The 22,112-nt window shown below is 67.9% G+C and carries 27 protein-coding genes and 1 tRNA gene; 10 read left to right on the forward strand and 18 right to left on the reverse strand.

Features of this window, described 5'->3' with window-relative positions:
* The first annotated feature begins 49 nt into the window (after positions 1-49).
* Positions 50-367 carry an HPF/RaiA family ribosome-associated protein gene (locus QWY84_RS00705; RefSeq protein ID WP_290200473.1) on the forward strand — a complete coding sequence of 106 codons (318 nt, stop codon included), beginning with the start codon at positions 50-52 and terminating at the stop codon, positions 365-367.
* 29 nt (positions 368-396) lie between these two features.
* Here the strand turns inward: QWY84_RS00705 and QWY84_RS00710 are convergent, their stop codons facing one another.
* Genes QWY84_RS00710 through QWY84_RS00720 form a run of 3 tightly spaced genes read right to left on the reverse strand, consistent with a single transcriptional unit; the run spans position 397 to position 3,058 of the window.
* Entirely contained in the window at positions 397-834 is a 438-nt protein-coding gene (locus tag QWY84_RS00710; RefSeq protein WP_290200474.1) for an acyl-CoA thioesterase, read from the reverse strand.
* A 22-nt stretch (positions 835-856) separates the two neighbouring features.
* Positions 857-1,984, reverse strand: coding sequence for a PilT/PilU family type 4a pilus ATPase (locus QWY84_RS00715; protein WP_290200475.1), 1,128 nt, complete (start codon positions 1,982-1,984; stop codon positions 857-859).
* 36 nt (positions 1,985-2,020) lie between these two features.
* The gene (locus QWY84_RS00720) at positions 2,021-3,058 is read right to left on the reverse strand and encodes a type IV pilus twitching motility protein PilT (protein ID WP_290200476.1); all 1,038 of its coding nucleotides are present in this window, start codon (positions 3,056-3,058) and stop codon (positions 2,021-2,023) included.
* Positions 3,059-3,162: 104 nt separating this feature from the next.
* Between QWY84_RS00720 and QWY84_RS00725 the strand changes: the two genes are divergently transcribed.
* The 6 genes from QWY84_RS00725 to QWY84_RS00750 all read left to right on the forward strand — a co-directional run bounded on the left by QWY84_RS00725 (position 3,163) and on the right by QWY84_RS00750 (position 7,674).
* Entirely contained in the window at positions 3,163-3,882 is a 720-nt protein-coding gene (locus QWY84_RS00725; RefSeq protein WP_290200477.1) for a YggS family pyridoxal phosphate-dependent enzyme, read from the forward strand.
* A complete protein-coding gene (gene proC / locus QWY84_RS00730; RefSeq protein WP_290200479.1) occupies positions 3,875-4,702 on the forward strand; it encodes a pyrroline-5-carboxylate reductase in 828 nt (275 codons plus the stop codon). The genes QWY84_RS00725 and proC overlap by 8 nt, the downstream gene beginning before the upstream one ends.
* 93 nt (positions 4,703-4,795) lie before the next feature.
* A complete protein-coding gene (locus tag QWY84_RS00735; RefSeq protein WP_290200480.1) occupies positions 4,796-5,371 on the forward strand; it encodes a YggT family protein in 576 nt (191 codons plus the stop codon).
* Between the two features lie 103 nt (positions 5,372-5,474).
* On the forward strand, positions 5,475-6,623 hold the full coding sequence (gene metX / locus QWY84_RS00740; protein ID WP_290200481.1) for a homoserine O-succinyltransferase MetX: 1,149 nt from the start codon (positions 5,475-5,477) through the stop codon (positions 6,621-6,623).
* Positions 6,620-7,219, forward strand: a complete 600-nt coding sequence (gene metW, locus QWY84_RS00745) for a methionine biosynthesis protein MetW (protein ID WP_290200482.1) — start codon at positions 6,620-6,622, stop codon at positions 7,217-7,219. Before metX ends, metW begins: the two co-directional genes overlap by 4 nt.
* A gap of 11 nt (positions 7,220-7,230) precedes the next feature.
* Positions 7,231-7,674 carry a DUF4426 domain-containing protein gene (locus QWY84_RS00750; RefSeq protein WP_290200483.1) on the forward strand — a complete coding sequence of 148 codons (444 nt, stop codon included), beginning with the start codon at positions 7,231-7,233 and terminating at the stop codon, positions 7,672-7,674.
* 27 nt (positions 7,675-7,701) lie between these two features.
* Here QWY84_RS00750 and hspQ read toward each other — a convergent pair whose 3' ends face one another.
* A complete protein-coding gene (gene hspQ / locus QWY84_RS00755; RefSeq protein ID WP_290200484.1) occupies positions 7,702-8,031 on the reverse strand; it encodes a heat shock protein HspQ in 330 nt (109 codons plus the stop codon).
* Between the two features lie 122 nt (positions 8,032-8,153).
* Here hspQ and QWY84_RS00760 point away from each other — a divergent pair, with 122 nt between their 5' ends.
* On the forward strand, positions 8,154-9,080 hold the full coding sequence (locus tag QWY84_RS00760; protein ID WP_290200485.1) for a histone deacetylase family protein: 927 nt from the start codon (positions 8,154-8,156) through the stop codon (positions 9,078-9,080).
* Between the two features lie 357 nt (positions 9,081-9,437).
* Here QWY84_RS00760 and QWY84_RS00765 read toward each other — a convergent pair whose 3' ends face one another.
* Genes QWY84_RS00765 through QWY84_RS00775 form a run of 3 tightly spaced genes read right to left on the reverse strand, consistent with a single transcriptional unit; the run spans position 9,438 to position 11,865 of the window.
* Complete coding sequence (locus QWY84_RS00765; protein WP_290200486.1) at positions 9,438-10,166, reverse strand: hypothetical protein; 729 nt, start codon at positions 10,164-10,166, stop codon at positions 9,438-9,440.
* Between the two features lie 23 nt (positions 10,167-10,189).
* Positions 10,190-11,296, reverse strand: a complete 1,107-nt coding sequence (zapE, locus tag QWY84_RS00770; RefSeq protein WP_290200487.1) for a cell division protein ZapE — start codon at positions 11,294-11,296, stop codon at positions 10,190-10,192.
* A gap of 56 nt (positions 11,297-11,352) precedes the next feature.
* Positions 11,353-11,865: a putative metalloprotease CJM1_0395 family protein gene (locus tag QWY84_RS00775; protein WP_290200489.1), complete on the reverse strand. Its 513-nt coding sequence runs from the start codon at positions 11,863-11,865 to the stop codon at positions 11,353-11,355.
* A gap of 171 nt (positions 11,866-12,036) precedes the next feature.
* Between QWY84_RS00775 and ilvD the strand changes: the two genes are divergently transcribed.
* Positions 12,037-13,725: a dihydroxy-acid dehydratase gene (ilvD, locus tag QWY84_RS00780; RefSeq protein ID WP_290200491.1), complete on the forward strand. Its 1,689-nt coding sequence runs from the start codon at positions 12,037-12,039 to the stop codon at positions 13,723-13,725.
* A gap of 9 nt (positions 13,726-13,734) precedes the next feature.
* Here ilvD and QWY84_RS00785 read toward each other — a convergent pair whose 3' ends face one another.
* From QWY84_RS00785 to QWY84_RS00815, 7 genes are all read right to left on the reverse strand, one after another.
* Positions 13,735-14,001: an ORF6N domain-containing protein gene (locus tag QWY84_RS00785; RefSeq protein WP_290200492.1), complete on the reverse strand. Its 267-nt coding sequence runs from the start codon at positions 13,999-14,001 to the stop codon at positions 13,735-13,737.
* 433 nt (positions 14,002-14,434) lie between these two features.
* A tRNA-Gln gene (locus QWY84_RS00790) sits at positions 14,435-14,508 on the reverse strand.
* 16 nt (positions 14,509-14,524) lie between these two features.
* Positions 14,525-14,917 carry a 30S ribosomal protein S9 gene (gene rpsI / locus QWY84_RS00795; protein ID WP_290200493.1) on the reverse strand — a complete coding sequence of 131 codons (393 nt, stop codon included), beginning with the start codon at positions 14,915-14,917 and terminating at the stop codon, positions 14,525-14,527.
* 35 nt (positions 14,918-14,952) lie between these two features.
* Positions 14,953-15,381, reverse strand: a complete 429-nt coding sequence (gene rplM, locus QWY84_RS00800) for a 50S ribosomal protein L13 (RefSeq protein WP_290200495.1) — start codon at positions 15,379-15,381, stop codon at positions 14,953-14,955.
* 115 nt (positions 15,382-15,496) lie between these two features.
* Positions 15,497-15,814: a (2Fe-2S) ferredoxin domain-containing protein gene (locus QWY84_RS00805; protein WP_290200497.1), complete on the reverse strand. Its 318-nt coding sequence runs from the start codon at positions 15,812-15,814 to the stop codon at positions 15,497-15,499.
* Between the two features lie 13 nt (positions 15,815-15,827).
* Positions 15,828-16,661 carry an adenosylmethionine decarboxylase gene (gene speD / locus QWY84_RS00810; RefSeq protein WP_435372968.1) on the reverse strand — a complete coding sequence of 278 codons (834 nt, stop codon included), beginning with the start codon at positions 16,659-16,661 and terminating at the stop codon, positions 15,828-15,830.
* 63 nt (positions 16,662-16,724) lie between these two features.
* Positions 16,725-17,141 carry an OsmC family protein gene (locus QWY84_RS00815; RefSeq protein ID WP_290200501.1) on the reverse strand — a complete coding sequence of 139 codons (417 nt, stop codon included), beginning with the start codon at positions 17,139-17,141 and terminating at the stop codon, positions 16,725-16,727.
* Between the two features lie 255 nt (positions 17,142-17,396).
* On the opposite strand from QWY84_RS00815, the gene crp reads away from it, so the two are divergent.
* On the forward strand, positions 17,397-18,035 hold the full coding sequence (crp, locus tag QWY84_RS00820) for a cAMP-activated global transcriptional regulator CRP (RefSeq protein WP_290200502.1): 639 nt from the start codon (positions 17,397-17,399) through the stop codon (positions 18,033-18,035).
* On the opposite strand, the gene trpC is transcribed toward crp, so the two are convergent.
* Genes trpC through trpE form a run of 4 tightly spaced genes read right to left on the reverse strand, consistent with a single transcriptional unit; the run spans position 18,032 to position 21,975 of the window.
* Positions 18,032-18,829: an indole-3-glycerol phosphate synthase TrpC gene (gene trpC / locus QWY84_RS00825; RefSeq protein WP_290200503.1), complete on the reverse strand. Its 798-nt coding sequence runs from the start codon at positions 18,827-18,829 to the stop codon at positions 18,032-18,034. The genes crp and trpC overlap by 4 nt on opposite strands.
* Positions 18,826-19,854, reverse strand: a complete 1,029-nt coding sequence (gene trpD, locus QWY84_RS00830) for an anthranilate phosphoribosyltransferase (protein ID WP_290200504.1) — start codon at positions 19,852-19,854, stop codon at positions 18,826-18,828. The genes trpC and trpD overlap by 4 nt, the downstream gene beginning before the upstream one ends.
* A gap of 19 nt (positions 19,855-19,873) precedes the next feature.
* Entirely contained in the window at positions 19,874-20,476 is a 603-nt protein-coding gene (locus tag QWY84_RS00835; protein ID WP_290200506.1) for an anthranilate synthase component II, read from the reverse strand.
* An 11-nt stretch (positions 20,477-20,487) separates the two neighbouring features.
* Positions 20,488-21,975: an anthranilate synthase component I gene (gene trpE, locus QWY84_RS00840; RefSeq protein ID WP_290200524.1), complete on the reverse strand. Its 1,488-nt coding sequence runs from the start codon at positions 21,973-21,975 to the stop codon at positions 20,488-20,490.
* Positions 21,976-22,112: the final 137 nt, after the last annotated feature.

The following is a 22,112-nucleotide window of genomic DNA, read 5'->3' on the forward strand; positions in this document are numbered from 1 at the left end:
CATGCGAATGCCCGCAGGTCCACGAGCACAAGGCGCGAGGGAGTTGCTCATGCAGGTACAGATCAACCCCGGTCCGGACATCACCGTCTCCGAGGCCCTGGCGGACCATCTGCGCAAGCGCCTGGCGACCATCGATGAGCGCTTCGGCGATCGGCTCACCCGGATCGAGGCGTACTTCGCCGACGTCAACGGCCCCAAGGGCGGCGAGGAGAACAAGCAGTGCAAGCTGGAGGCGCGCCCCCGCGGGCTTGACCCGGTGGCCGCCGAAGCGCTGGACGAGAGCGCCTACGATGCCGTGAACACCGCGGTGGAGCGCCTGGAGAAGGTGCTCGACAAGCGCTTCGGCAAGCTGGAGGACCGCCACTGACCCGCGGCGCCGCCGGCGATACGCGGCGTTCAGTCCGTGCGCAGCCGCTCCAGTGCCGCGCGGATGGTGTCGGGGATCGGCACGGAGCGATTGGCGGCGCGGTCCACGAACACGTGCACGAACTCACCGTGGGCGCACACGGCCGGGTCGCCCTCGCGGAAGATGCCGACGCCGTACTGGACCGAGCTGTTGCCCAGGTGCTCGACACGCACCCCGGCCTCGATGCGCTCCGGGAACGCCACCGGCCGCAGGTAGCTGCAGCTGGAGCGGACCACGAAACCCACCACCGGGCCGTTGTGGATGTCCAGCCCGCCTTCCTCCACCAGGTACTGGTTCACCGCGGTGTCAAAGTACGCGTAGTAGGTGACGTTGTTCACGTGCCCGTACAGGTCGTTGTCCATCCACCGCGTGGTGATGGGATAGAACACCCGGTAGTCGGCCCGGGCGGGCGCGCTTGCGGTATTCATCGGCACTCCGTGGCTGCGCCCGTCAGCGTTGCGGATCGTCCGCCAGGCTCATGTCGTCGGCGGCCGAGGTATAGTCCTGCTCGCGGCTCTCGGAGCCGAGCTTGGCCTGCAGCCGCACCTCGTTGGCGGAATCGGCGTAGCGGATGGCGTCGTCGTAGGTGATCCGCCCTTCCTGGTAGAGCTGGTAGAGGTGCTGGTCGAAGGTGCGCATGCCGTGCTCGCCGGAGCGCTTCATGATGTCCTTGAGCTCGTGCACCTCGCCGTTGCGGAGCTTGTCCTGCACCAGCGGCGTCCCCAGGAGAACCTCGATGGCCGGCACGCGGCCGCTGCCGTCCGGCGTCGGCACCAGCTGCTGGGCGACCACGCCCTTGAGGTTCAACGACAGGTCCATGAACAGCTGGTTCTGCCGCTCCGGCGGGAAGAAGTTGACGATCCGGTCCATGGCCTGGTTGGCGTTGTTGGCGTGCAGCGTGGCGAGGCACAGGTGGCCGGTCTCGGCGAAGGAGATGGCGTAGTCCATGGTCTCCCGGGTCCGGATCTCGCCGATGAGGATCACGTCCGGCGCCTGGCGCAGCGTGTTCTTCAGCGCCACCTCGAAGGACTGGGTGTCGATGCCCACCTCGCGCTGGGTCACGATGCAGCCCTGGTGCTGGTGGATGAACTCGATGGGGTCCTCGATGGTAATGATATGGCCCGTGCTGTTGTGGTTGCGGTGCCCGATCATCGACGCCAGCGAGGTCGACTTGCCGGTGCCGGTAGCGCCCACGAAGATCACCAGGCCGCGCTTGGTCATGGCCAGCTCGCGCAGCACCTCGGGCAGGCCGAGCTCATCCAGGGACGGGATCACCGTCTCGATGCGCCGCAGCACCATGCCCGGCTGGTTGCGCTGGTAGAAGGCGCTCACGCGGAAGCGCCCCAGGCCCGAGGCGCTGATGGCGAAGTTGCACTCCCGGCTCTCCTCGAACTCCTTGCGCTGGGCCTCGCTCATGATCGACAGCACCACCTGCCGCGTCTGCTCCGGCGACAGCTTGCTCTTGGTCACGGGCGTCACGCGCCCGGCCACCTTCATGCTCGGCGGCATGCCCGCGGTAATGAACAGGTCCGAGGCCTTCTTGTTGACCATGAACTCGAGCAGCGCGTTGAAATCCATCGTGTCCTCCGTGGACCGCGGGGCCTTCCCCGCCGGTCAGTTGAACAGGTCCCTGTTGACCGCCTTGATGCGGGCATCCTGCTTGCTGATCAGCCCCTTGCGCAGCAACTGCTGGAGGCACTGGTCCAGCGTCTGCATGCCCAGGGCCTGCCCCGTCTGAATGGACGAGTACATCTGCGCCACCTTGTCCTCGCGGATGAGGTTGCGGATAGCGGCGGTGCCGATCATGATCTCGTGGGCCGCCACCCGGCCGCCCCCGACCTTCTTGAGCAGGCTCTGGGAGATCACCGCGCGCAGCGACTCCGACAGCATGGACCGCACCATGGATTTCTCCGCGGCGGGGAAGACGTCGATGATGCGGTCGATGGTCTTGGCCGCGGAGCTGGTGTGCAGGGTGCCGAAGACCAGGTGCCCGGTCTCGGCGGCGGTCAGCGCCAGGCGGATGGTCTCCAGGTCGCGCAGCTCGCCCACCAGGACCACGTCCGGGTCCTCGCGCAGCGCCGAGCGCAGGGCCTCGGAGAAGCCCAGCGTGTCCCGGTGCACCTCGCGCTGGTTGATCAGCGACTTCTTGGATTCGTGCACGAACTCGATGGGATCCTCGATGGTGAGGATGTGCTCGTGGTAGTTCTCGTTCTTGTAGTTGAGCATCGCCGCCAGCGTCGTGGACTTGCCCGAGCCGGTGGGGCCCGTGACCAGCACCAGGCCGCGGGGGTTGTCAGAGATCTCCCGGAAGACATCCGGGGCCGCCAGATCCTCCAGGGTCAGCACGTTGGACGGGATGGTCCGGAACACCGCCGCCGCGCCGCGGTTCTGGTTGTAGACGTTGACGCGGAAGCGCGCCAGGTTGGGAATCTCGAAGGAGAAGTCCGTCTCCAGGAACTCCTCGTAATCCCGGCGCTGCTTGTCGTTCATGATGTCGTAGATGAGGCCGTGGACCTCCTGGTGCTCCATGGCCGGGAGGTTGATTCGACGCACGTCGCCATCCACACGTATCATTGGCGGCAGTCCCGCCGACAGGTGCAGGTCGGAGGCGTTGTTCTTGACGCCAAAGGCAAGCAGGTCGGCAATGTCCATCGGGCATCCTCTGCGCTGTCGGATGATTGTTGTTCGATGCGTCCGGCGAGGCCCGGCATGGCGCGGGCCGCTCAACCGTACAGTGATCACCGGAACCAGGCAACATGACCCAGATCGCCGAACGCCTCGCCCGCGTGCGCACCCGCATTCGTACTGCGGAGGCGCGTTTCGGCCGCCCGGAGGGCAGCGTCTCGCTGCTCGCCGTCAGCAAGACCAAGCCGGTTGCCGCCATCCGGGAGGCCCTGGCCGCCGGGCAGGCCGACTTCGGCGAGAACTATCTCCAGGATGCCCGGGACAAGCAGCAGGCCCTCGACCCGGGCGAGGCGCGCTGGCATTTCATCGGACCACTGCAGTCCAATAAAACAAAACCCGTCGCCGCGCACTTTGACTGGGTTCACAGTGTGGAGCGGGAGAAGATCGCGAAGCGTCTTTCCGAGCAGCGCCCGGAGCATCTGCCGCCGTTGAACATCTGCCTGCAGGTCAACGTCAGCGGCGAGGCCACCAAGTCCGGGCTCCAGCCGGAGGCCGTGCCGGAGCTGGCCGCGCGTATCGCCGGGCTGCCGGGGGTGCGCCTGCGCGGCCTGATGTGCATCCCGGCCCCAGCCGCCGATTTCGACGCCCAGCGCGTGCCGTTCCGCCAGTTGCACGAGCTCCGGGAGAGCCTGGTACAACAGGGCCTCGATCTGGATACTCTGTCCATGGGCATGTCTGCGGACCTGGAGGCCGCCGTCGCCGAGGGCAGCACCCTGGTCCGCGTGGGCACCGATATCTTCGGGCCGCGGCAAGACCAACCTTCAGCAAGCAGGGAAGGTGACCATGAATAACCAGACCATTGCCTTCATCGGCGGCGGAAACATGGCGCGCAGCCTCATCGGCGGCCTGATCGCCGACGGCTTTCCGCCGCAGCGCATCCGCGTGGCGGAACCGGACGCCGACCAGCGCGGCGAGCTCGCCGGCGCCTTCGGCGTTCACGTCACCGGCGACAACCTGGAAGCCGCCCGGGGCGCGGACGGCGTGGTGCTGGCCGTGAAGCCCCAGGTCATCCGCGATGTCGCCGCCGAGATCGGCCCCCAGGCGGCGGCCGACGGCGCGGTGGTCATTTCCATCGCCGCGGGCATCCGCGAGGCGGACCTCTCCCGGTGGCTGGGCGAAGGGCTGCCGGTGGTGCGGGTCATGCCGAACACGCCGTCGCTGGTGCAGAGCGGCGCCACGGCGCTGTACGCCAATGCCCGCGTCTCGGAGCAGCAGCGCAGCCTGGCGGAGTCGCTCATGCGCGCCGTCGGGCTGACCTGCTGGCTGGACGACGAGTCGCTGATGGACGCCGTCACGGCCGTCTCCGGCAGCGGCCCGGCGTATTTCTTCCTGCTCATGGAGCTCATGGAGGACGCCGGCGAGCGCCTGGGCCTGCCCCGGCAGACCGCCCGCCTGCTGACGCTGCAGACGGCCCTGGGCGCCGCCAAGATGGCCCTGGAGAGCGAGGACGACCCCGCCCGGCTGCGCCAGCGGGTCACGTCGCCGGGGGGCACCACGGAACAGGCCCTGCAGTGCCTGGAGGACGGCGGCATGCGGGACCTGGTCGACCGCGCCCTACGGGCCGCGGCGGAGCGCGCCGGGGAGCTGGGAGACGAGCTCGGCCGCAGCTGAGCGGCCAGGGGCGACGGGCAGCTTGTGCGGGCCCTGCCGGCCTTGGCGCGTCGATCGTACTGACGGACCAACCATCAACACCGGGAGTCATGCATGACCGGACAATATCTCGCGGATCCTCTGGCCTTTCTTGTCAACACGCTGTTCGGCCTCTACATCCTCACCCTGATGCTCCGGTTCCTGCTGCAGTGGGTCCGCGCCGACCACCGCAACCCGGTATCGCAGTTCCTGATCCGTGTCACGCAGCCGCCGCTGCAGCCGCTGAAGCGGTTCCTGCCCCCGGTGGGCCGCGCCGATACCGCCATTCTCGTACTCATGGTGCTGCTGCAGTTCTGCACCCTGGCACTGGTGTACTGGATCAACGGCACCCATGTCGGCGTCGGGTTCCTGGCGGTGCGCTCCGTAGCCGAGCTGCTGAACCTGCTGCTCAACGTGTTCCTGGTGGTGATCATCATCCGCGTGATCCTCAGCTGGGTGAGCCCGGGCCAGTACAACCCGGCCATCGGCCTGATCGACAGCCTGGCCGAGCCGGTCCTGGCCCCGGCCCGGCGCCTGATCCCGGCCATCGCCGGCCTGGACCTGTCGCCCATCGCCGTGCTGATCGCCATCCAGCTGGCCAAGATGCTGCTCGTGCGGCCGATCCAGGACTTCGCCATGGTGTGGCTGTAGTCTCCTGCAGGACGCGAGTGTCCTGTACCCCTGGCCGTAGTTGTCACCCCGGGGGTGCACCAGTAGACTCGGGAATCTTTGCCGGAAAGCCGCAACGGATCGGATGTCTGAACAGTTTCCTGCCGACTCCGTCGGTCTCGTCACCCCGCAGAGCATGCACTTCGATCAGCCCCTGGAGCTGGATTGCGGGCGTGCGCTGCCGGAGTACGACCTGGTCTACGAAACCTACGGCGAGCTCAATGCCGATGCCTCCAACGCCGTCCTGGTCGCCCACGCGCTGTCCGGCGATCACCATGCCGCCGGCTACCACAGCCCGGACGAGCGCAAGCCGGGCTGGTGGAATGCCTGCATCGGGCCGGGCAAGCCGCTGGATACCGACCGCTTCTTCATCGTCTGCAGCAACAACCTCGGCGGATGCAGCGGCTCCACCGGGCCGCTGAGCACCAACCCGAAGACGGGGGCGCTCTACGGCGCCGACTTCCCCATGGTCACCGTCCCCGACTGGGTGCGCAGCCAGGCACGCCTGGCGGACGGGCTCGGCATCCGCCAGTGGGCGGCCGTGGTCGGCGGCAGCCTGGGGGGCATGCAGGCGCTGCAATGGGCCATCGACTTCCCGGACCGCATCCGCCACGCGGTGGTCATCGCCGCGGCGCCCAAGCTGTCCGCCCAGAACATCGCGTTCAACGAGGTCGCGCGGCAGGCCATCCTGCAGGACCCGGAGTTCCACGACGGGCGCTACGCCGAGCACGGCGTCATACCCCGTCGCGGGCTGGGCCTGGCGCGCATGCTGGGCCACATCACCTACCTCTCCGAGGACGCCATGCGCGCCAAGTTCGGTCGCGAGCTCCGGGAAGGCAAGATCAACTTCAACTACGATGTCGAGTTCGAGGTGGAGAGCTATCTCCGGTACCAGGCGGAGAACTTCGTCGACCACTTCGATGCCAACACCTACCTGCTCATGACCCGGGCCCTGGACTACTTCGACCCGGCGTCCGTGCACGACGACAACCTGGCCGCGGCGCTGCAGCACGTCACCGCGTCGTTCCTGATCCTGTCGTTCACCAGCGACTGGCGGTTCCCGTCGAGCCGGTCCCGGGAGATCGTGCGGGCGCTGCAGGACGGCAACAAGCGCGTCACCTACTCGGAGATCGAGGCCCCCCAGGGGCACGACTCGTTCCTGATGCCCATTCCGGTGTACCGGGACCTGCTGCGCGCATACATGCAGCGGGTCGCGGGGGAGACGCAGTCATGAGCGTACGTTCCGAGCTGGCGCTGATCAGCGAATGGATCCGCCCGGGGTCCCGGGTGCTGGACCTCGGCTGCGGCGAGGGACTGCTCCTGCGCCACCTGCGCGACACCCGCGACGTCATCGGCTACGGCCTGGAGATCGACCCGGACAACATCCGCAGCTGCGTGGAAAAGGGCATCCCGGTAATCCAGACCAACCTGGACCAGGGACTCCAGGATTTCGACCCGGCGTCGTTCGACTACGTGGTCATGACGCAGACCCTGCAGGCGGTACGCTACCCGGAGCACCTGCTCAACGAGATGCTGCGCGTCGGCCGGGAAGGGATTGTCACGTTCTCCAACCTCGGCCACTGGCGGTGCCGGCTCAAGCTGGCCCTGTCCGGGCGCATGCCGGTGAGCGGCGACCCGGGCTGGGAGTGGTACGACAGCCCCAACATCCACCTGTGCACCGTCCACGACTTCGAGGCCCTCTGTGATACGGCGGGCATCGGCATCGTGGAGCGCACGTTCATCGATAACGCCCATCGGCGCCACGTCGCGGCACGACTGCTTCCGAACCTCCTGGGAGAGGTGGCACTCTACCGGTTCCAGCGGACATGAGGAGCTCGGCCATGAAACGCGCGATCCGGCTCATTGCGGGCATGGTGGTGGCCTGGGGGCTCGCCGTCGCCACGGCGCAGGCGAGCAGCCCGGAGCGCGTCGAGCGCTACGACGACATCAGCATCTACTACAACGCCATGCCCACAACCCGCCTGGCACCGGACGTGGCCAGCGACTACGAGCTGCAGCGAAGCCGCGTGAGCGGTCTTCTCACCATCGCCGTGCAGCGGAACGGGGAACCGGTGAACGCCCGCATTGACGCCCGGGTGCTCAATCCGCGGAATCAGCTGCAGACCATCCGCATGCGGGAGCACGCCGGCGGCGACAGCATCTACTCCGTGGGCACCTTCCGCATGGAGGACGGCGAGCGCATGCGCTTCGAGGTGCGCGTGCGCCCGCAGGACCACGACGAGGAGTACCTGCTGGAGTTCAGCCAGCGGCTGTTCAGTGACTGACCGCGTCCCGGCGCGGTCGGGGGCTGGCTACATGCGCTGGTAACGGTCCACGTACTGACCCTCTCCGGACCGGAAGTCCTGGAAGAAGTTCTCCAGCCACGGATGCTCGACCGGGCTCGCCGAGCGATCCGATTCCAGATCGGCCTCGGCGGCATAGGCGGCGAAGTCCGCGCCGTCCACCAGCAGGTGATACCACGGTTGCGCGCGATCGGGCCGATGCTGCATCTGGGCGTCGTACCATTCCCGCGAGCCGTTGTAGCGTGCATCCACGTCGACGATCACGGCGCGATAGCCGTAGGGTCGATGGTAGACGATCTGCCCGGGGCTGAACCGGGCGGTTACAATGGATTCGGTCATCGTCATCTCCTTCGTCCTGTCGCGGCGGCCCTGCAGGGCCACCCTGCTTATTTCCTGATATGCGGGCGAAGCGGGGATGACACAATGGGCAAGTCAACCAGCGGCGCAACCGGGGGAGCCTCATGTCGACCTGGATCATCACCCATGAAAGCTGCCTGCGGCACGACACCGGTCCGGGCCACCCGGAGTCCGCCCAGCGGCTGGAGACCGTGCTGGATCGGCTGCGCGGGCCGGACTTCGGCGAGCTGCACTGGCAGGAAGCGCCCCGGGCCGAGCGGGAGCAGTTGATCCGGGTGCACAACCCGGGATACGTCGATCAGGTGCTGGGCTCGATCCCGGAGCACGGCAGCCGCTTCCTGGACGGCGACACGGTGGTCTGCCCCGCCTCCGGCGAGGCAGCGCTGCGCGCCGCGGGAGCCGCATGCGCGGCGGTCGACGCCGTACTCGCGGGCGAGACGCGGCGCGTATTCTGCGCCGTGCGGCCGCCGGGGCACCACGCCGAGCCGGACCGGGCCATGGGGTTCTGCCTGTTCAACAACGTCGCCGTGGCCGCAGCCCATGCCCGGGCGGCCCATCACCTGGAGCGCGTCGCCGTGGTGGATTTCGACGTGCACCACGGCAACGGCACGCAGGCGATGTTCGGCGGCAAGCGCGGGCTGTTCTACGCGTCCACCCATGAGCACCCGCTTTTCCCCGGCACCGGCGGCGGCCCGGTGCCCGGTGCGCCGAACGTGGTCAACGTGCCGCTGCCGCCCATGACGGACTCCGCCCACTTCCGCGACGCCTTCCGCGAGCACGTCATCCCGGCCCTGCGCCGGTTCGGCCCCGAGCTGACCCTGATTTCCGCGGGATTCGACGCCCACGGCTCCGACCCGCTGGCCAACATGGAGCTGACCGAGGAAGACCTCGCCTGGGCCACCCGCGAGATCGCCGCTGTGGCGGCGCGGTTCGGCAACGGCTGGCTGATCTCGACACTGGAAGGGGGATACAACCTCCGGGCGCTCGGGGACTGCGTCGAGGCACACGTGAGAGCGTTGTCAGAAGAGTAATCGAGGGTTGACACACGGCATCGAAGGACGCTGCGCCGGACAGTTATACACAACCGGGAGGTGCTGCACCGCAGCTGTCCAATAAAGCGCCCCACACATCAGAGGGTTACGCGGGAATAAGCGTAATCCATTGATTTAAAAGAAAACGGGGAACATGACGAAAAAATGAACGGGCCTTGAAACAGGGCCTGATTCCGGGGATAAGCGGCGTGTTTGCACGGTTCGTCCACAAAGTTATCCACAGGTTCTGTGGATAGTCGCGAATCGCCAGACCGGCCAGAATGTTAGCGCCACTTTCGCGACTCAGCCTCAATAGCGGCGGCTACTGCCCGGGCCCTTGCCTGCCTTGCCGTACGTTCACGAGACCCAGGTTACCGAGATGTCGTCCACGTCGATCCAGGCCAGCGGGCCAAGCGGCATCACGCGCGCCCCCGGCAGGCAGGGATACATCCGGTGATACGCCGGAACCGTGAACCCGGAAACGCTCTCGTGCCCGGTAAACCGTTGCGCCACCCGCAGCAACGGCAATCCGGCCCGGGGGCTGAAATCGAGCCGGCGCATGGTGCCTGCCGCATCCACGCACAGGACGTGGCTGCGCCGCAGGCAGGGAATATCCGCCGGATAGGTGAACGCCAGGCGGTGCAGCCGTTCGCCGCCGACCTGCAGCGGGGGCAGTTCCGTGACGTGACAGCCCTCGCGCAGGAGCGCGAAGGGCAGACACAGGCTCTGCCAGAGCACGTTGCCGGCATAGTAGAGCACGTCCAGGTAGTCCCACCACAGCCAGTGCGCGTACGAGCGCAGCTTGGCGCCCGGTGCGGTACGCTCGGTCACCAGGCGTCCATCCCGGTACGTGATCCAGGCCCGGTTGGGCTGGCAGTGGGCCACCCGGTCCGGCTCGGGCCAGCCCGTGAGGGTGACGCTGGGCCAGGCCGCCAGGGCGGACACCTCGACCCCCTGCACGGGACTCGGCTGCAGCCGCGTCGCCAGCCCGAACCCCCCCAGGGAGACCCGCGCCATGATGGCGTGCACGTCCTGCCAGCGGCGTGCCCCGCCGTGGGCCTCCAGGGTCCGCTCGAGGAGTTCCATGTCACCGCCCTCCGGGACCGGGATCACGCCCTGTGCGCGCCGGCCAGATACTCGTGGGACTGCATCTCGTGCAAGCGGCTGAGCGTCCGCTCGAACTCGAACCGCAGCCGGTTGCCCTGGTACAACGCTTCCGGCGAGGCATCGGCCGAAAGGATCAGCTTCACGCCGTGATCATAGAACTCGTCAACCAGGGCGATAAACCGCCGCGCCTGATTCTCCCGGGTCTCGTCGAGCACCGGCACGTTCCCCACCAGGACGCTGTGGAAGCTCCTGGCAAGCTCGATATAGTCCGCCTGGCCGCGCGGGCCGTCGCACACGGCGGCAAACTCGAACCAGGCGGTGTCGTCGGCCAGGCCCCGCACGGGGATGGTGCGCCCCTCCACGGTGATCTCGGTGTCGAACACCGGTTTCTCCGGCGCCAGGCGCTCGAACTCCTGCCGCAGCCGCTGATCTCCGGCGGCGTCCAGCGGCCAGTGATAGAGCTCGGCCTGGGCCAGGAAGCGCAAGCGGAAATCGGTATCACCATCGAGCTCCAGAACGCGCGCATGCGCCTCCAGCAGGTCGATGGCGGGAACGAACTGCTCCCGCTGCAGGCCGTCGCGGTAGAGCTCCCGCGGCGGGATGTTGGAGGTCGCCACCAGCGTCACCCCCTGGCGGAACAGCCCGCGCAGCAGCCCGCCCAGGAGCATGGCGTCGGTGATGTCCGAGACGTGGAACTCGTCGAAGCACAGGACCCGGGTGTGCCGGGCGAACTCCCGCGCCACCAGGGCCAGCGGGTCCTGCACGTCGGTGAGCTCGCCGAGCCGGTGATGCACCATCTGCATGAACCGGTGGAAATGCAGCCGCTGCTTTTCCGGTAACGGCAATGTCTCGTAGAACAGGTCCATCAGGTAGGTCTTGCCCCGCCCGACATCGCCCCAGAGATACAGCCCGTCGACCTGCGGCCAGCGCGGCTCCCGGCTCGGGCGCAGCCCCAGCCGTTGCAGAAGGCCCGGCGCGGATGTCGACGGCGGATTCCGGAGCAGCCGGTCGTACAGGTCCTGCAGGGCCCGTACCGTTTTCTCCTGGGCGGGATCACGAACGAAGTCGGGGTGGGCGCGATCAGCCTCGTAGCGCTGCCATGGGGTCATGGAGCGTAGTATGCCGGCCGACGGCACCCCGAATCAAAAGCACCCGTCACGTTGATCTAGACAAACAGATCCAGTCGCCCGCCCCGGCGCAGCAGCTCTTCATCACCCATGGCGGCAACGTCCGAGAACGCCCGGGTAGCCGCATTGCCGTCGTCGCCGCCCGCCATGTCCGAACGCGCCCGGGTGGCGTTGGCGCGGGCTTCCCGGGCCACGGCCAGATCCGCCGCGGACGGCTCGGCCGGTGCCAGGGCGGCCCGCGCCACCTGCTCCATCTTGTCGACGGTGGCGGCCGGATCGCCCTCCACCGGCGACGTATCGATCTGCACCCGGCCGCCCACCGCATAGGCGCGACCGTCCGGGCCGAACGTCAGGGTATAGGCCGGCGTGCCGGCATGGGGCCCACCGACGCTGGCATGCGCCTGCTCATGGGCCCGCACTTCCCGGTCCCGCGCGCGGAGCTCGCGGACGACCGAGCCGTTGTCAGCATCCGCGGCCCGGGCACGACGCGGATTCGCCGCCTTCGCCGACGGCCAGCTGGAACCATCATTCCGGACCGGTCCGGTCTCCACGACGCACCTCGGGCACGGACTGCGGGGAAAGGGCATCCAGGGACGGAGCCCGCTGTACATGGTAGTTACCAGATCCTCGCGGCGCGTGCAATCACCCCATGCGACCCGGCAGCGCTGCTACAATACGCCCCTGTCTCGCAACGAGCGCAACAATACGACGGAGAAGCGGAGATGGCGGATAACAGGCGGAGCAAGGCGGTCACCCAGGGGTTCCAGCGGGCACCCAACCGGGCCATGCTGCGGGCGGTCGGCTTCCGGGACGGGGACTTCGACAAGCCCATCGTCGGTGTAGGCAATGCGCACAGCACCATCACGCCCTGCAATGTCGGCATCGGCGCCCTGGCCGAGCGCGCCGAGGAGGCGCTGCGCAACGCCGGCGCCATGCCCCAGAAGTTCGGCACCATCACCATCTCCGACGGCATCTCCATGGGCACCGAGGGCATGAAGTACTCCCTGGTCTCCCGGGAGGTCATCGCCGACTCCATCGAGACGGTGGTCCAGGGGCAGAGCATGGACGGCATCCTGGCCACCGGCGGCTGCGACAAGAACATGCCCGGCGCCATGATCGCGCTGGCGCGCCTCGACGTGCCCGGCATCTTCGTCTACGGCGGCACCATCAAGCCCGGCCACTACAAGGGCCAGGACCTCACCATCGTCAGCGCCTTCGAGGCGGTGGGCCAGTACTCCGCCGGCAACCTCAGCGACGAGGACCTGGCCGGCGTGGAGAAGAACGCCTGCCCCGGGGCCGGCTCCTGCGGGGGCATGTTCACCGCCAACACCATGTCCAGCGCTTTCGAGGCCATGGGCATGAGCCTCATGGGCTCCTCCACCCAGTCCGCCGAGGACAAGGAAAAGGGCGATTCCGCCGCCCGCTCCGCCGAGGTCCTGCTGGAAGCCGTCAAGGCGGATCGGCGGCCGCGGCAGATCATGACCCGCCACGCCTTCGAGAACGCCTTCGCGGTGGTGATGGCCCTGGGCGGCTCCACCAATGCCGTGCTGCACCTGCTGGCCATCGCCAACGCCGCCGAGGTGGAGTTCTCCATCGACGACGTCGAGGCCATCCGCCGCAGGGTGCCGGTGCTGTGCGACCTCAAGCCCTCGGGGACCTACGTCACCAGCCAGTTCCACGCGGTCGGCGGCACGCCGGTGGTCATGAAGATGCTCCTGGAGGCGGGGCTGATCCACGGCGACTGCCTGACCATCACCGGGCAGACCATCCGCGAGGTCCTGGCGGACATTCCCGCGACGGCGCCGGCCGACCAGGACATCATCCGCTCCATGGAGGAGCCGCTGTACAGGGAAGGCCACCTGGCCGTGCTCAAGGGCAACCTCGCCGAGGAGGGCGGCGTGGCCAAGATCACCGGCCTCAAGAAGACCAGCATCACCGGGCCGGCCCGCGTGTTCGACTCCGAAGAAGAGTCCATGGACGCCATCGTGAACAACCGGATCAAGCCGGGCGACGTGCTGGTGATCCGCTACGAGGGCCCCAAGGGCGGCCCGGGCATGCGCGAGATGCTCTCGCCCACCTCCGCCATCATCGGCGCCGGCCTCGGCGACGACGTGGGCCTGATCACCGACGGCCGCTTCTCCGGCGGCACCTACGGCATGGTGGTCGGGCACGTGGCGCCGGAGGCGTACGTCGGCGGCACTATCGGGCTGGTGGAGGAAGGCGACAGCATCACCATCGATGCCGAGCACAATCTTCTCCAGCTCAACGTCTCCGACGAGGAGATCGCGAAGCGCCGCAAGCGCTGGCAGAAGCCGGAGCCGCGCTACCGCCGGGGCGTCCTGGCCAAGTACGCCAAGCTGGTCTCCTCCGCCAGCTACGGTGCGGTCACCGACCGCGATCTCGACCTCTAGGCCGAGCCCTCAGCCGCCGGCCTGCTGGAGCTTGCGATAGCCGGCCTCGGTGACCAGAACCACGTTCACCGAGGCCGGGTAGATCAGCCCCTGTTCCCGCCACGCGGCGATGGCGTCCGCATGCTCCTCCGCGGGCAGATAGAAGAAGTCGACGCCTTCCTCCAGGTCCACGCAACGCTTGAACAGCCGGAACGTGGTGCCCTTGGCCAGCCCGTTGAGCTCGTCCAGCTGCCGGAAGCTCAGGGTGTTGTGGCCCTGGTACTCGATGAACCGCATTGCCGCTCCCTTGTGGGCCGACGAAAGCGCCCGCCCGATGATGCCCTACCATCGACAGGATACGTGATACGAATCCCGGGTCCCGGATTGGGATGTTCGGTCACGACGGGAGGTGGCCGGGTCGCCTGGGGTGGCGGAGAGGAACATCGGTATGGGCGACTTTGCGCAGCGCCGGAGCGCAGGCCGTCCGGCCCCGAAGGGGGGCAGCGGCAGGGATGCCGCCACCGGCTGTCAGCACAGGGATGTGCTGTCAGCCGGCCAGGCCGGAGCGGAGGATAGGCCCCTGCTTCCACCGAAGCGGGGGCCGTAAGCGGAGCTCCGGAGCCCATACCGATGTTCCTCTCCGCCACCCCAGGCGACCCTGCCAGACCAACCAGCGAGCCGTCGGTATCCACCAACAAAAAAAGGGCCCCTGACGGGGCCCTTTTCCTGTTGGCTGGGGGACCAGGATTCGAACCTGGGTTGACGGAGTCAGAGTCCGTAGTCCTACCGCTAGACGATCCCCCAATAAACGGGTTGCAGTTTAGCGCTTGCTGTACTGCGTGGCGCGACGCGCCTTGTGCAGGCCGATCTTCTTGCGCTCGACCATGCGGCTGTCACGCGTGACGAAGCCGGCACGGCGCAACGGCGCGCGCAGCTCTTCGTCGTAGTTGATCAGCGCCCGGGTCAGGCCATGGCGAACAGCGCCTGCCTGCCCGCTGCCACCGCCGCCTGCGACGGTAACATTGACGTCGAACTTGTCCAAGGCGTCCACCAGCTCCAGGGGCTGGCGCACCACCATCTGCGCCGTCTCGCGCCCGAAGTAGTCCTCCAGCGAACGCCCGTTGACGCGAATGTCGCCGTTACCGCGGCGCAGGAACACGCGCGCCCGGGATGTCTTGCGGCGACCGGTACCGTAGTACTGCTCTTGTGCCATTGCTGCTTCCGTCCGATCGTTGGTCCGCGGGCTCCTCAGAGCTCCAGCGGCTTGGGCTGCTGCGCGTGGTGCCGGTGCTCGGCGCCGGCGTACACCTTGAGCTTCTTTGCCATGGCACGGCCGAGCCGGTTGCGCGGCAACATGCCCTTGACCGCCAGCTCCACGACGGACTCCGGCTTCTCGGCGTGCTGCTTGGCGAACGTGGTGCTCCGCAGATGCCCCGGAAAACCGGTATGCCGGTAGTACATCTTGTCCGTCGACTTGTTGCCGGTGACCTTCACCTTGTCGGCGTTGATCACCACGATGTAGTCGCCCGTGTCCACGTGCGGCGTATATTCCGGCTTGTGCTTGCCGCGCAGGCGCCGCGCCACTTCGGTGGCCAGGCGGCCGAGGGTCTGGCCGTCGCCGTCCACGACGAACCAGTCGCGTTCTACTTCGGCCGGTTTCGCGCTAAAGGTCTTCATGCACACTCACTCCGAGCGCCGTCGTCCTGTTCAGAAGGCCGCAGATAGTAACCAAAAGCCTGCGCCGGTTCAAGCCACGCGTATCCGGGCGGCAACGCGGCGACCGCAGCGCGTGCTACTGATCGGCCAGCTGCAGCCGTGCTACCGGATCACCGCCGCACAGGTGGCGCTCCACGATCTCGTCGAGATCCTGGTGGCTGCGGAACGTATACCAGATCGCCTCCGGGTAGACCACCAGCACGGGACCGTCGCCGCAGCGGCCCAGGCAGCCGGCGGTGCTGACGCGTACGCCGCCGCGGCCGCGCAGCCCCAGCGCCCGCATCCGGTCCTTGAGGTACGCACCGGCATCGTCCCCGCCGGTGGCGGCGCAGCAGGTGCGGCCGCCGTCGCGCTGGTTGGTGCACACGAACACGTGCCGACGGTAGTATCCCACGCTGCCGCGCCCCCTACCGGAATTCCAGGCCGAGCGAGACCTCCTGGCCCGGCTGCAGGTTGCGGCCGTAGAAGATCTCCGCCATCTCGCGGCGCAGCTGCATGCGGATCTGCTGCTTGTCCTCCTCGGAGAAGTCCGCCGCCGACTCTCCGAAGAGATAGTTCGACAGCTTGGGCTCCTTGAGCAGCATCTTCGTGTGGAACATGTGCTCCTGATAGACGTTGACGTCGATCAGGTGGTACTGCTCCTTGGTGTCGTCCGACAGATAGTTCTGGATCGAGTTGATCTCGTGGTCGATGAAGTGCTTGTGCCCCTCCACGTCCCGGGTGAACCCGCGCACCCGGTAGTCCATGGTGACGATGTCCGAGTCGAACGAGTGGATCAGGAAGTTCAGCGCCTTCAGCGGCGAGATCACCCCGCAGGTGGACACGTCGATGTCCGCGCGGAAGGTGCTGATGCCGTGATCCGGGTGGGTCTCCGGATACGTATGCACCGTGATATGGCTCTTGTCCAGGTGCGCCAGCACCGTATCCGGCAGCGGACCGGGGGCGGCGCTGCCGATCTCGGCGCCCTCCACCTCCTCTTCCTCGGAGATGAGCAGCGTCACGCTCGCCCCCTGGGGCTCGTAGTCCTGGCGGGCGATATTGAGGATGTTCGCGCCGATGATATTGGCCACCTGCGTGAGGATCTGCGTGAGCCGCTCGGCGTTGTACACTTCATCGATGTACTCAATATAGCGCTGCCGCTGCGCCGCGTCGCGCGCGTAGCAGATGTCGTAGATATTGAAGCTCAGCGACTTCGTGAGGTTGTTGAACCCGTGAAGCCTCAGCCCCTCTGACTGGACCAATCGCCCGTCCTCCATTCGTCGCCGGGGAATACCTAACTGCCGCCGCGGGCGGCACCGTCATCGTCAGTCAGTCACGACCTCGTAGTCGTGGGTGAGTTCCGCCACCTGCGCAAGCATGATGGACGCCGAGCAGTACTTCTCGGCGGAGAGCTCGACGGCGCGGCGCACCGGGGCGTCGCGGAGCCCGTCGCCGCTGACCCGGTAGTGCATGTGGATGCGGGTGAACACCTTGGGGTCGCTGGCCGCCCGCTCGGCCTCCACGTGGACCGTACAGTCCGTAACGGGATGGCGCCCGCGCCGCAGGATATGGACCACGTCGAATGCCGTGCAGCCCCCGAGGCCCAGGAGCAGCATCTCCATGGGACGCACGCCGCTGTCCTGCCCCCCGAACTCCGGGGGACCGTCCATACGCACGGTATGACCGCTCGCTGCGGTTCCCTCGAAGGCGGCCTCACCGACCCATTTCACCGTCGCCTGCATGGCCAGCTCCTCGTTTTGGGTCCCGCACGCGTAACCGCGGCATTATAGACACTTGGCGGAAACGGGTAAAATCGGCGCGGCTGCGTGGCGGATGCAGAATCCGTGGATGACGCTACCGGCAAACATGCGCCGTGCAATCCGTGTCGCAACCCCGGCAAATTCGGCTACCATGAGGGACATCATGCCGTTTACTCCCGCGCGGGCACACGGGAACTGCAACGGCGGACACGGAAGCAACCGGAACAGGGTGGATGCATGACCGTTGCCGAGCCGATGAGAAAAACCAACTGGTCCATCGACAACCTCCTGCGCCATTGCCATCGGCGCCGCTACCCCAGCAAGACCGGCATCATCTACGCGGGTGACCCGCCGGACGCGCTGTACTACATCACCGAAGGCTCGGTGAGCGTGGTCATCGAGGACGAGAACGGCCACGAGATCGTGCTCGCCTACCTCAACGCCGGGGATTTCTTCGGCGAGCTGGGCCTGTTCGGCCAGGAATCCACGCGCAGCGCCTGGGTGCGTACGCGTACCTCCTGCGAGGTGGCGGAGATCAGCTACTCGCGCTTCCACCAGGTGGCGGCCGAGGACCCGGAGATCGTCTTCTACCTGGCCGGCCAGATGGCCGAGCGCCTGCGCAAGACCAGCCGCAAGGTCGGCGATCTGGCGTTCCTGGACGTCACCGGCCGGGTGGCCCGGACCCTGCTGGACCTGTGCAAGGAGCCGGACGCCATGACTCACCCGGACGGCATGCAGATCCGCATCACGCGCCAGGAGCTCGGGCGCATCGTCGGCTGCTCCCGGGAGATGGTCGGGCGCGTCCTCAAGGACCTGGAGGAGCGCGAGCTGATCTCGGTCTCGGGCAAGACCATGGTGATCTTCAATACCCGCTAGCGGAACAGCGCCCGCAGCTCCGCTCCCGGGTCCGGGGCGCGCATGAAGGCCTCGCCCACGAGGAATCCGGGAACCCCCTGTTCCAGCATGGACACGACCTCCTCCCGGGTGCTGAAGCCGCTCTCCGTGACCACGAATGCGCCTTCCGGAATGCGCTCCAGCAAGCGCAGGGTGGTCCGGAGATCGGTCTCGAACGTGTGCAGGTCCCGGTTGTTGATGCCGATCAGCTCCGGGTTCAGGGCCAGCGCCCGGTCCAGCTCGGCGTCGTCGTGGACCTCCACCAGCACGTCCATGCCCAGGCTGCGGGCCAGCCGGTAGAGCTCTTCCATGCGCTCGTCAGCGAGAGCCGCCGCGATCAGCAGGATGCAGTCCGCGCCCAGCACCCGCGACTCCCAGATCTGGAACGGATCGATGATGAAGTCCTTGCGCAGCACGGGCAGATCACAGGCGCCGCGGGCGGCGCGCAGGTCCAGGTCGTGCCCCTGGAAGAAGTCGCGGTCGGTGAGCACCGACAGGCAGGTCGCCCCGCCGTCGGCATAGCTGCGGGCCAGGGCCTCGGGATTGAAATCGCTGCGGATGCGTCCCTTGCTGGGCGAGGCCTTCTTGATCTCGGCGATGACCGCCGCCCGCCCGGCATCCCGCTCGGCCCGCAGGGCCGCGAGAAAGCCCCGGGGCGCCGGGACGGTGCCGGCCTCGTGACGCAGGCTCTCCTGGTGCACGGCCTGGCTGTTGCGGGCGACGTGCTCGGCCTTGCGCTCGAGGATCTTCTTCAGGATATCCGGGGTATCGGTCATGCCCGCGCTCCCAGCTGCCGGGTGAAGTCGACGAACTCCTGCAGCTTCGCTTCCGCCGCGCCGCTGGAGAGAATCGCGCGGGCCTGCTCCACGCCCTCGGCCACGCTGTCCGCCAGGCGCGCGGCATAGATGGCGGCCCCGGCGTTGAGCGCCACCAGGTCCGAGGCCGGGCTGGCGTCGCCGGCGAAGACCTCGCGGATGAGGGCGAGGCTCGCCCGGGCGCTGTCCACGCGGATGCTGTCCAGCGGTGCCCGCTCCATGCCGAAGTCCTCCGGCACGATGGTGTACTCGGTCACCGTGTCCTCGTCCACCTCGGCCACCGAGGTCGGCGCGGCGATGCTGATCTCGTCCAGCCCGTCCTCGGCATTGACCACCAGGACGCGGTTGCTGCCCAGCTGCAGCAGTACCTCGGCCAGGGGCCGCACCCACTCCCGGGCGTAGACGCCCAGCAGCTGATGGGGCGCGCCCGCGGGGTTGGTCAGGGGACCCAGCACGTTGAACAGGGTGCGCACGCCCATTTCCTTGCGCGGCCCCACGGCATGCTTCATGGCCGAGTGGTGCACCGGCGCGAACAGGAACCCGACGCCGGTCTTGTCGATGCACTCGCCCACCTGCTCGGCGGTGAGCTCCAGGTTGGCGCCGGCGGCCTCCAGCAGATCGGCACTGCCGGACGAGCTGGACACCGAGCGGTTGCCGTGCTTCGCCACCCGGCCGCCGGCGGCCGCGACCACGAAGGCCGTGGCCGTGGACACGTTGAAGGTGCCGGAGGCGTCCCCGCCGGTGCCGCAGGTATCCACCAGGTGCTCGGTGTCCACGTCCACCATGGTGGCCAGCCCGCGCATGACGCCGGCCGCGGCGGCGATCTCGTCCACGGTCTCGCCCTTCATCCGCAGCCCGATGAGGAAGCCGCCGATCTGGGCCCCCGTGGCCTGGCCGGTCATGACCAGCCGCATGACATCGGTCATCTCGTCGCGGGTCAGGTTCCGGTACTCGGTCACCGCGCGAATGGCTTCTTGCATGTCCATGTCCGCCCCTCCTCGGGATTCAGGCTGCCTGGCCGGTGGGCCGCGGGCGTTCCAGGAAATTGCGTAGCAGCGCGTGCCCGTCCCGGGTGAGAATCGACTCCGGGTGGAACTGCACGCCCTCGACATCCAGGCTGCGGTGCCGCAGGCCCATGATCTCGTCCATGCCCCCGTCCGGGGCCTCGGTCCAGGCGGTCACCTCGAGGCAGTCCGGCAGGCGGCCCTTGTCCACCACCAGCGAGTGGTAGCGCGTCGCCGTCATCGGGTTCGGCAACCCGGCGAACACGCCGCAGTCGCGATGATGGACCTCGGACGTCTTGCCGTGCATGACCTCGCCCGCGTGCACCACGAAGCCGCCGAACGCCTGGCCGATGGCCTGGTGCCCCAGGCAGACCCCCAGCAGCGGGATGCGCCCGGCGAAGCGCTCCACGACCTCCAGGGAGATCCCCGCCTCGTTGGGCGTGCACGGGCCCGGCGAGAGCACGATGAACTCCGGGCGCAGCCGCTCGATGGCGGCGGTGTCCAGGGCATCGTTGCGCTCGACACGCACGTCGACGCCCAGCTCGCCGAGATACTGCACCAGGTTGTAGGTGAACGAATCGTAGTTGTCGATCATCAGCAGCATGGCGCTCTCTCCTATTCGTCCAGCCCGCGCTCGGCCATGGCCACGGCCCGGATGAGCGCCCGGCCCTTGCTCAGCGTCTCCTCCCACTCGGCGCTGGGCACCGAGTCCGCCACCACGCCGGCACCGGCCTGGACATGCACCTGGCCGTCCTTCACCAGGGCGGTGCGGATGGCGATGGCGGTGTCCATATTGCCGGACCAGGACCAGTAGCCCACGGCTCCGGAATAGACGCCGCGGCGGGACGGCTCCACCTCGTCGATGATCTCCATGGCGCGGATCTTGGGCGCGCCGCTCAGCGTCCCCGCCGGGAACGTCGCCCGCAGCACGTCCATGGGGCTGAGGTCCGGGCGCAGCCGCCCGGTGACGTTGGAGACAATGTGCATCACGTGGGAGTAGCGCTCGATGGCCATGCGGTCGGTGACCTCCACCGAGCCCGTCTCGGCGATCCGCCCCACGTCGTTGCGCCCCAGGTCGATGAGCATCAGGTGCTCGGCGCGCTCCTTGGGGTCGGCGAGCAGCTCGCGCTCCAGGGCGGCATCCTCGGCCTCGGTGGCGCCGCGCTTGCGCGTGCCCGCCAGGGGCCGGACGGTGACCTCGCCCTCCTCCACCCGCACCAGGATCTCCGGCGACGAGCCGGCCACGTACATGTCGCCCAGGTTGAGATAGAACATGTACGGCGACGGGTTGGTGCACCGCAGGGCGCGGTAGAGGTCCAGCGGCGCGGCCCCGTACGCCGTGCTCATGCGCTGGGACGGCACCACCTGCATGGCATCGCCGTCGATGATGTAGCGCTTGATGCGCTCCACGGCCGCCTCGAATCCCTCGCGGGAGATCTCCGAGCGGAAGTCGGCCTCGCTGACCTCGCGCCGGCCGTGCTCGGGGCGGTAGTCCGTGGACGCCGTGCGCAGGGCCCGCACAAGGGTCTCCAGGCGCTGCTGCGCCTGCTCCCAGGCATCCGCCCGGCCGGCGTCGGCGTGCACCACCAGGTACAGCCGGCCGGCCAGGTTGTCGAACACCAGCACCTCGTCGGCGACCATGAGCATGATGTCCGGCACCTCCAGGGTGTCCGGATTGGGGCACACGGCCAGCCGCGGCTCGATGTAGCGGATGGTGTCGTAGCCGAAGTAGCCCACCAGGCCGCCGGTGAACCGGGGCAGGTGGCCGTACCCGGGCGGGGTGGGCACGGCGTGCCGCCCGTGGAAGGCCTCCAGCCAGGCCAGCGGGTCCTGTGGCCGGGCCTCCTCCACGATGGCGCCGTCGTGCTCGACGGTTACGTGCCCCTGGCGAACGCGCAGGACTGTGCGGCAGGGCAGCCCGATAATGGAATAGCGCCCCCACTTCTCGCCGCCTTGGACGGACTCCAGCAGGAAGGAATAGGGGCCGTCGGCCAGCTTCAGATAGGTACTCAGGGGGGTGTCGAGGTCCGCGAGCACCTCGCGGATGACCGGAATGCGGTTGTAGCCCCGATCAACGAGTTCCCGGAATTGTTCCCTGTTCATGGACGTTCACCACCGGTTGCAGGCAAGGACGAAAGCGGATCTGGCGCGGCTCAGGCCCGCCACCGCCATCGTGCACTGCACGTCATTGCCCGCGATTCCGGTGATGTCATCATCATGATCCTGGCTCCCGGCGAGCC

This window comes from Aquisalimonas lutea (assembly GCF_030409225.1).
Classification (GTDB): Bacteria; Pseudomonadota; Gammaproteobacteria; order Nitrococcales; family Aquisalimonadaceae; genus Aquisalimonas; species Aquisalimonas lutea.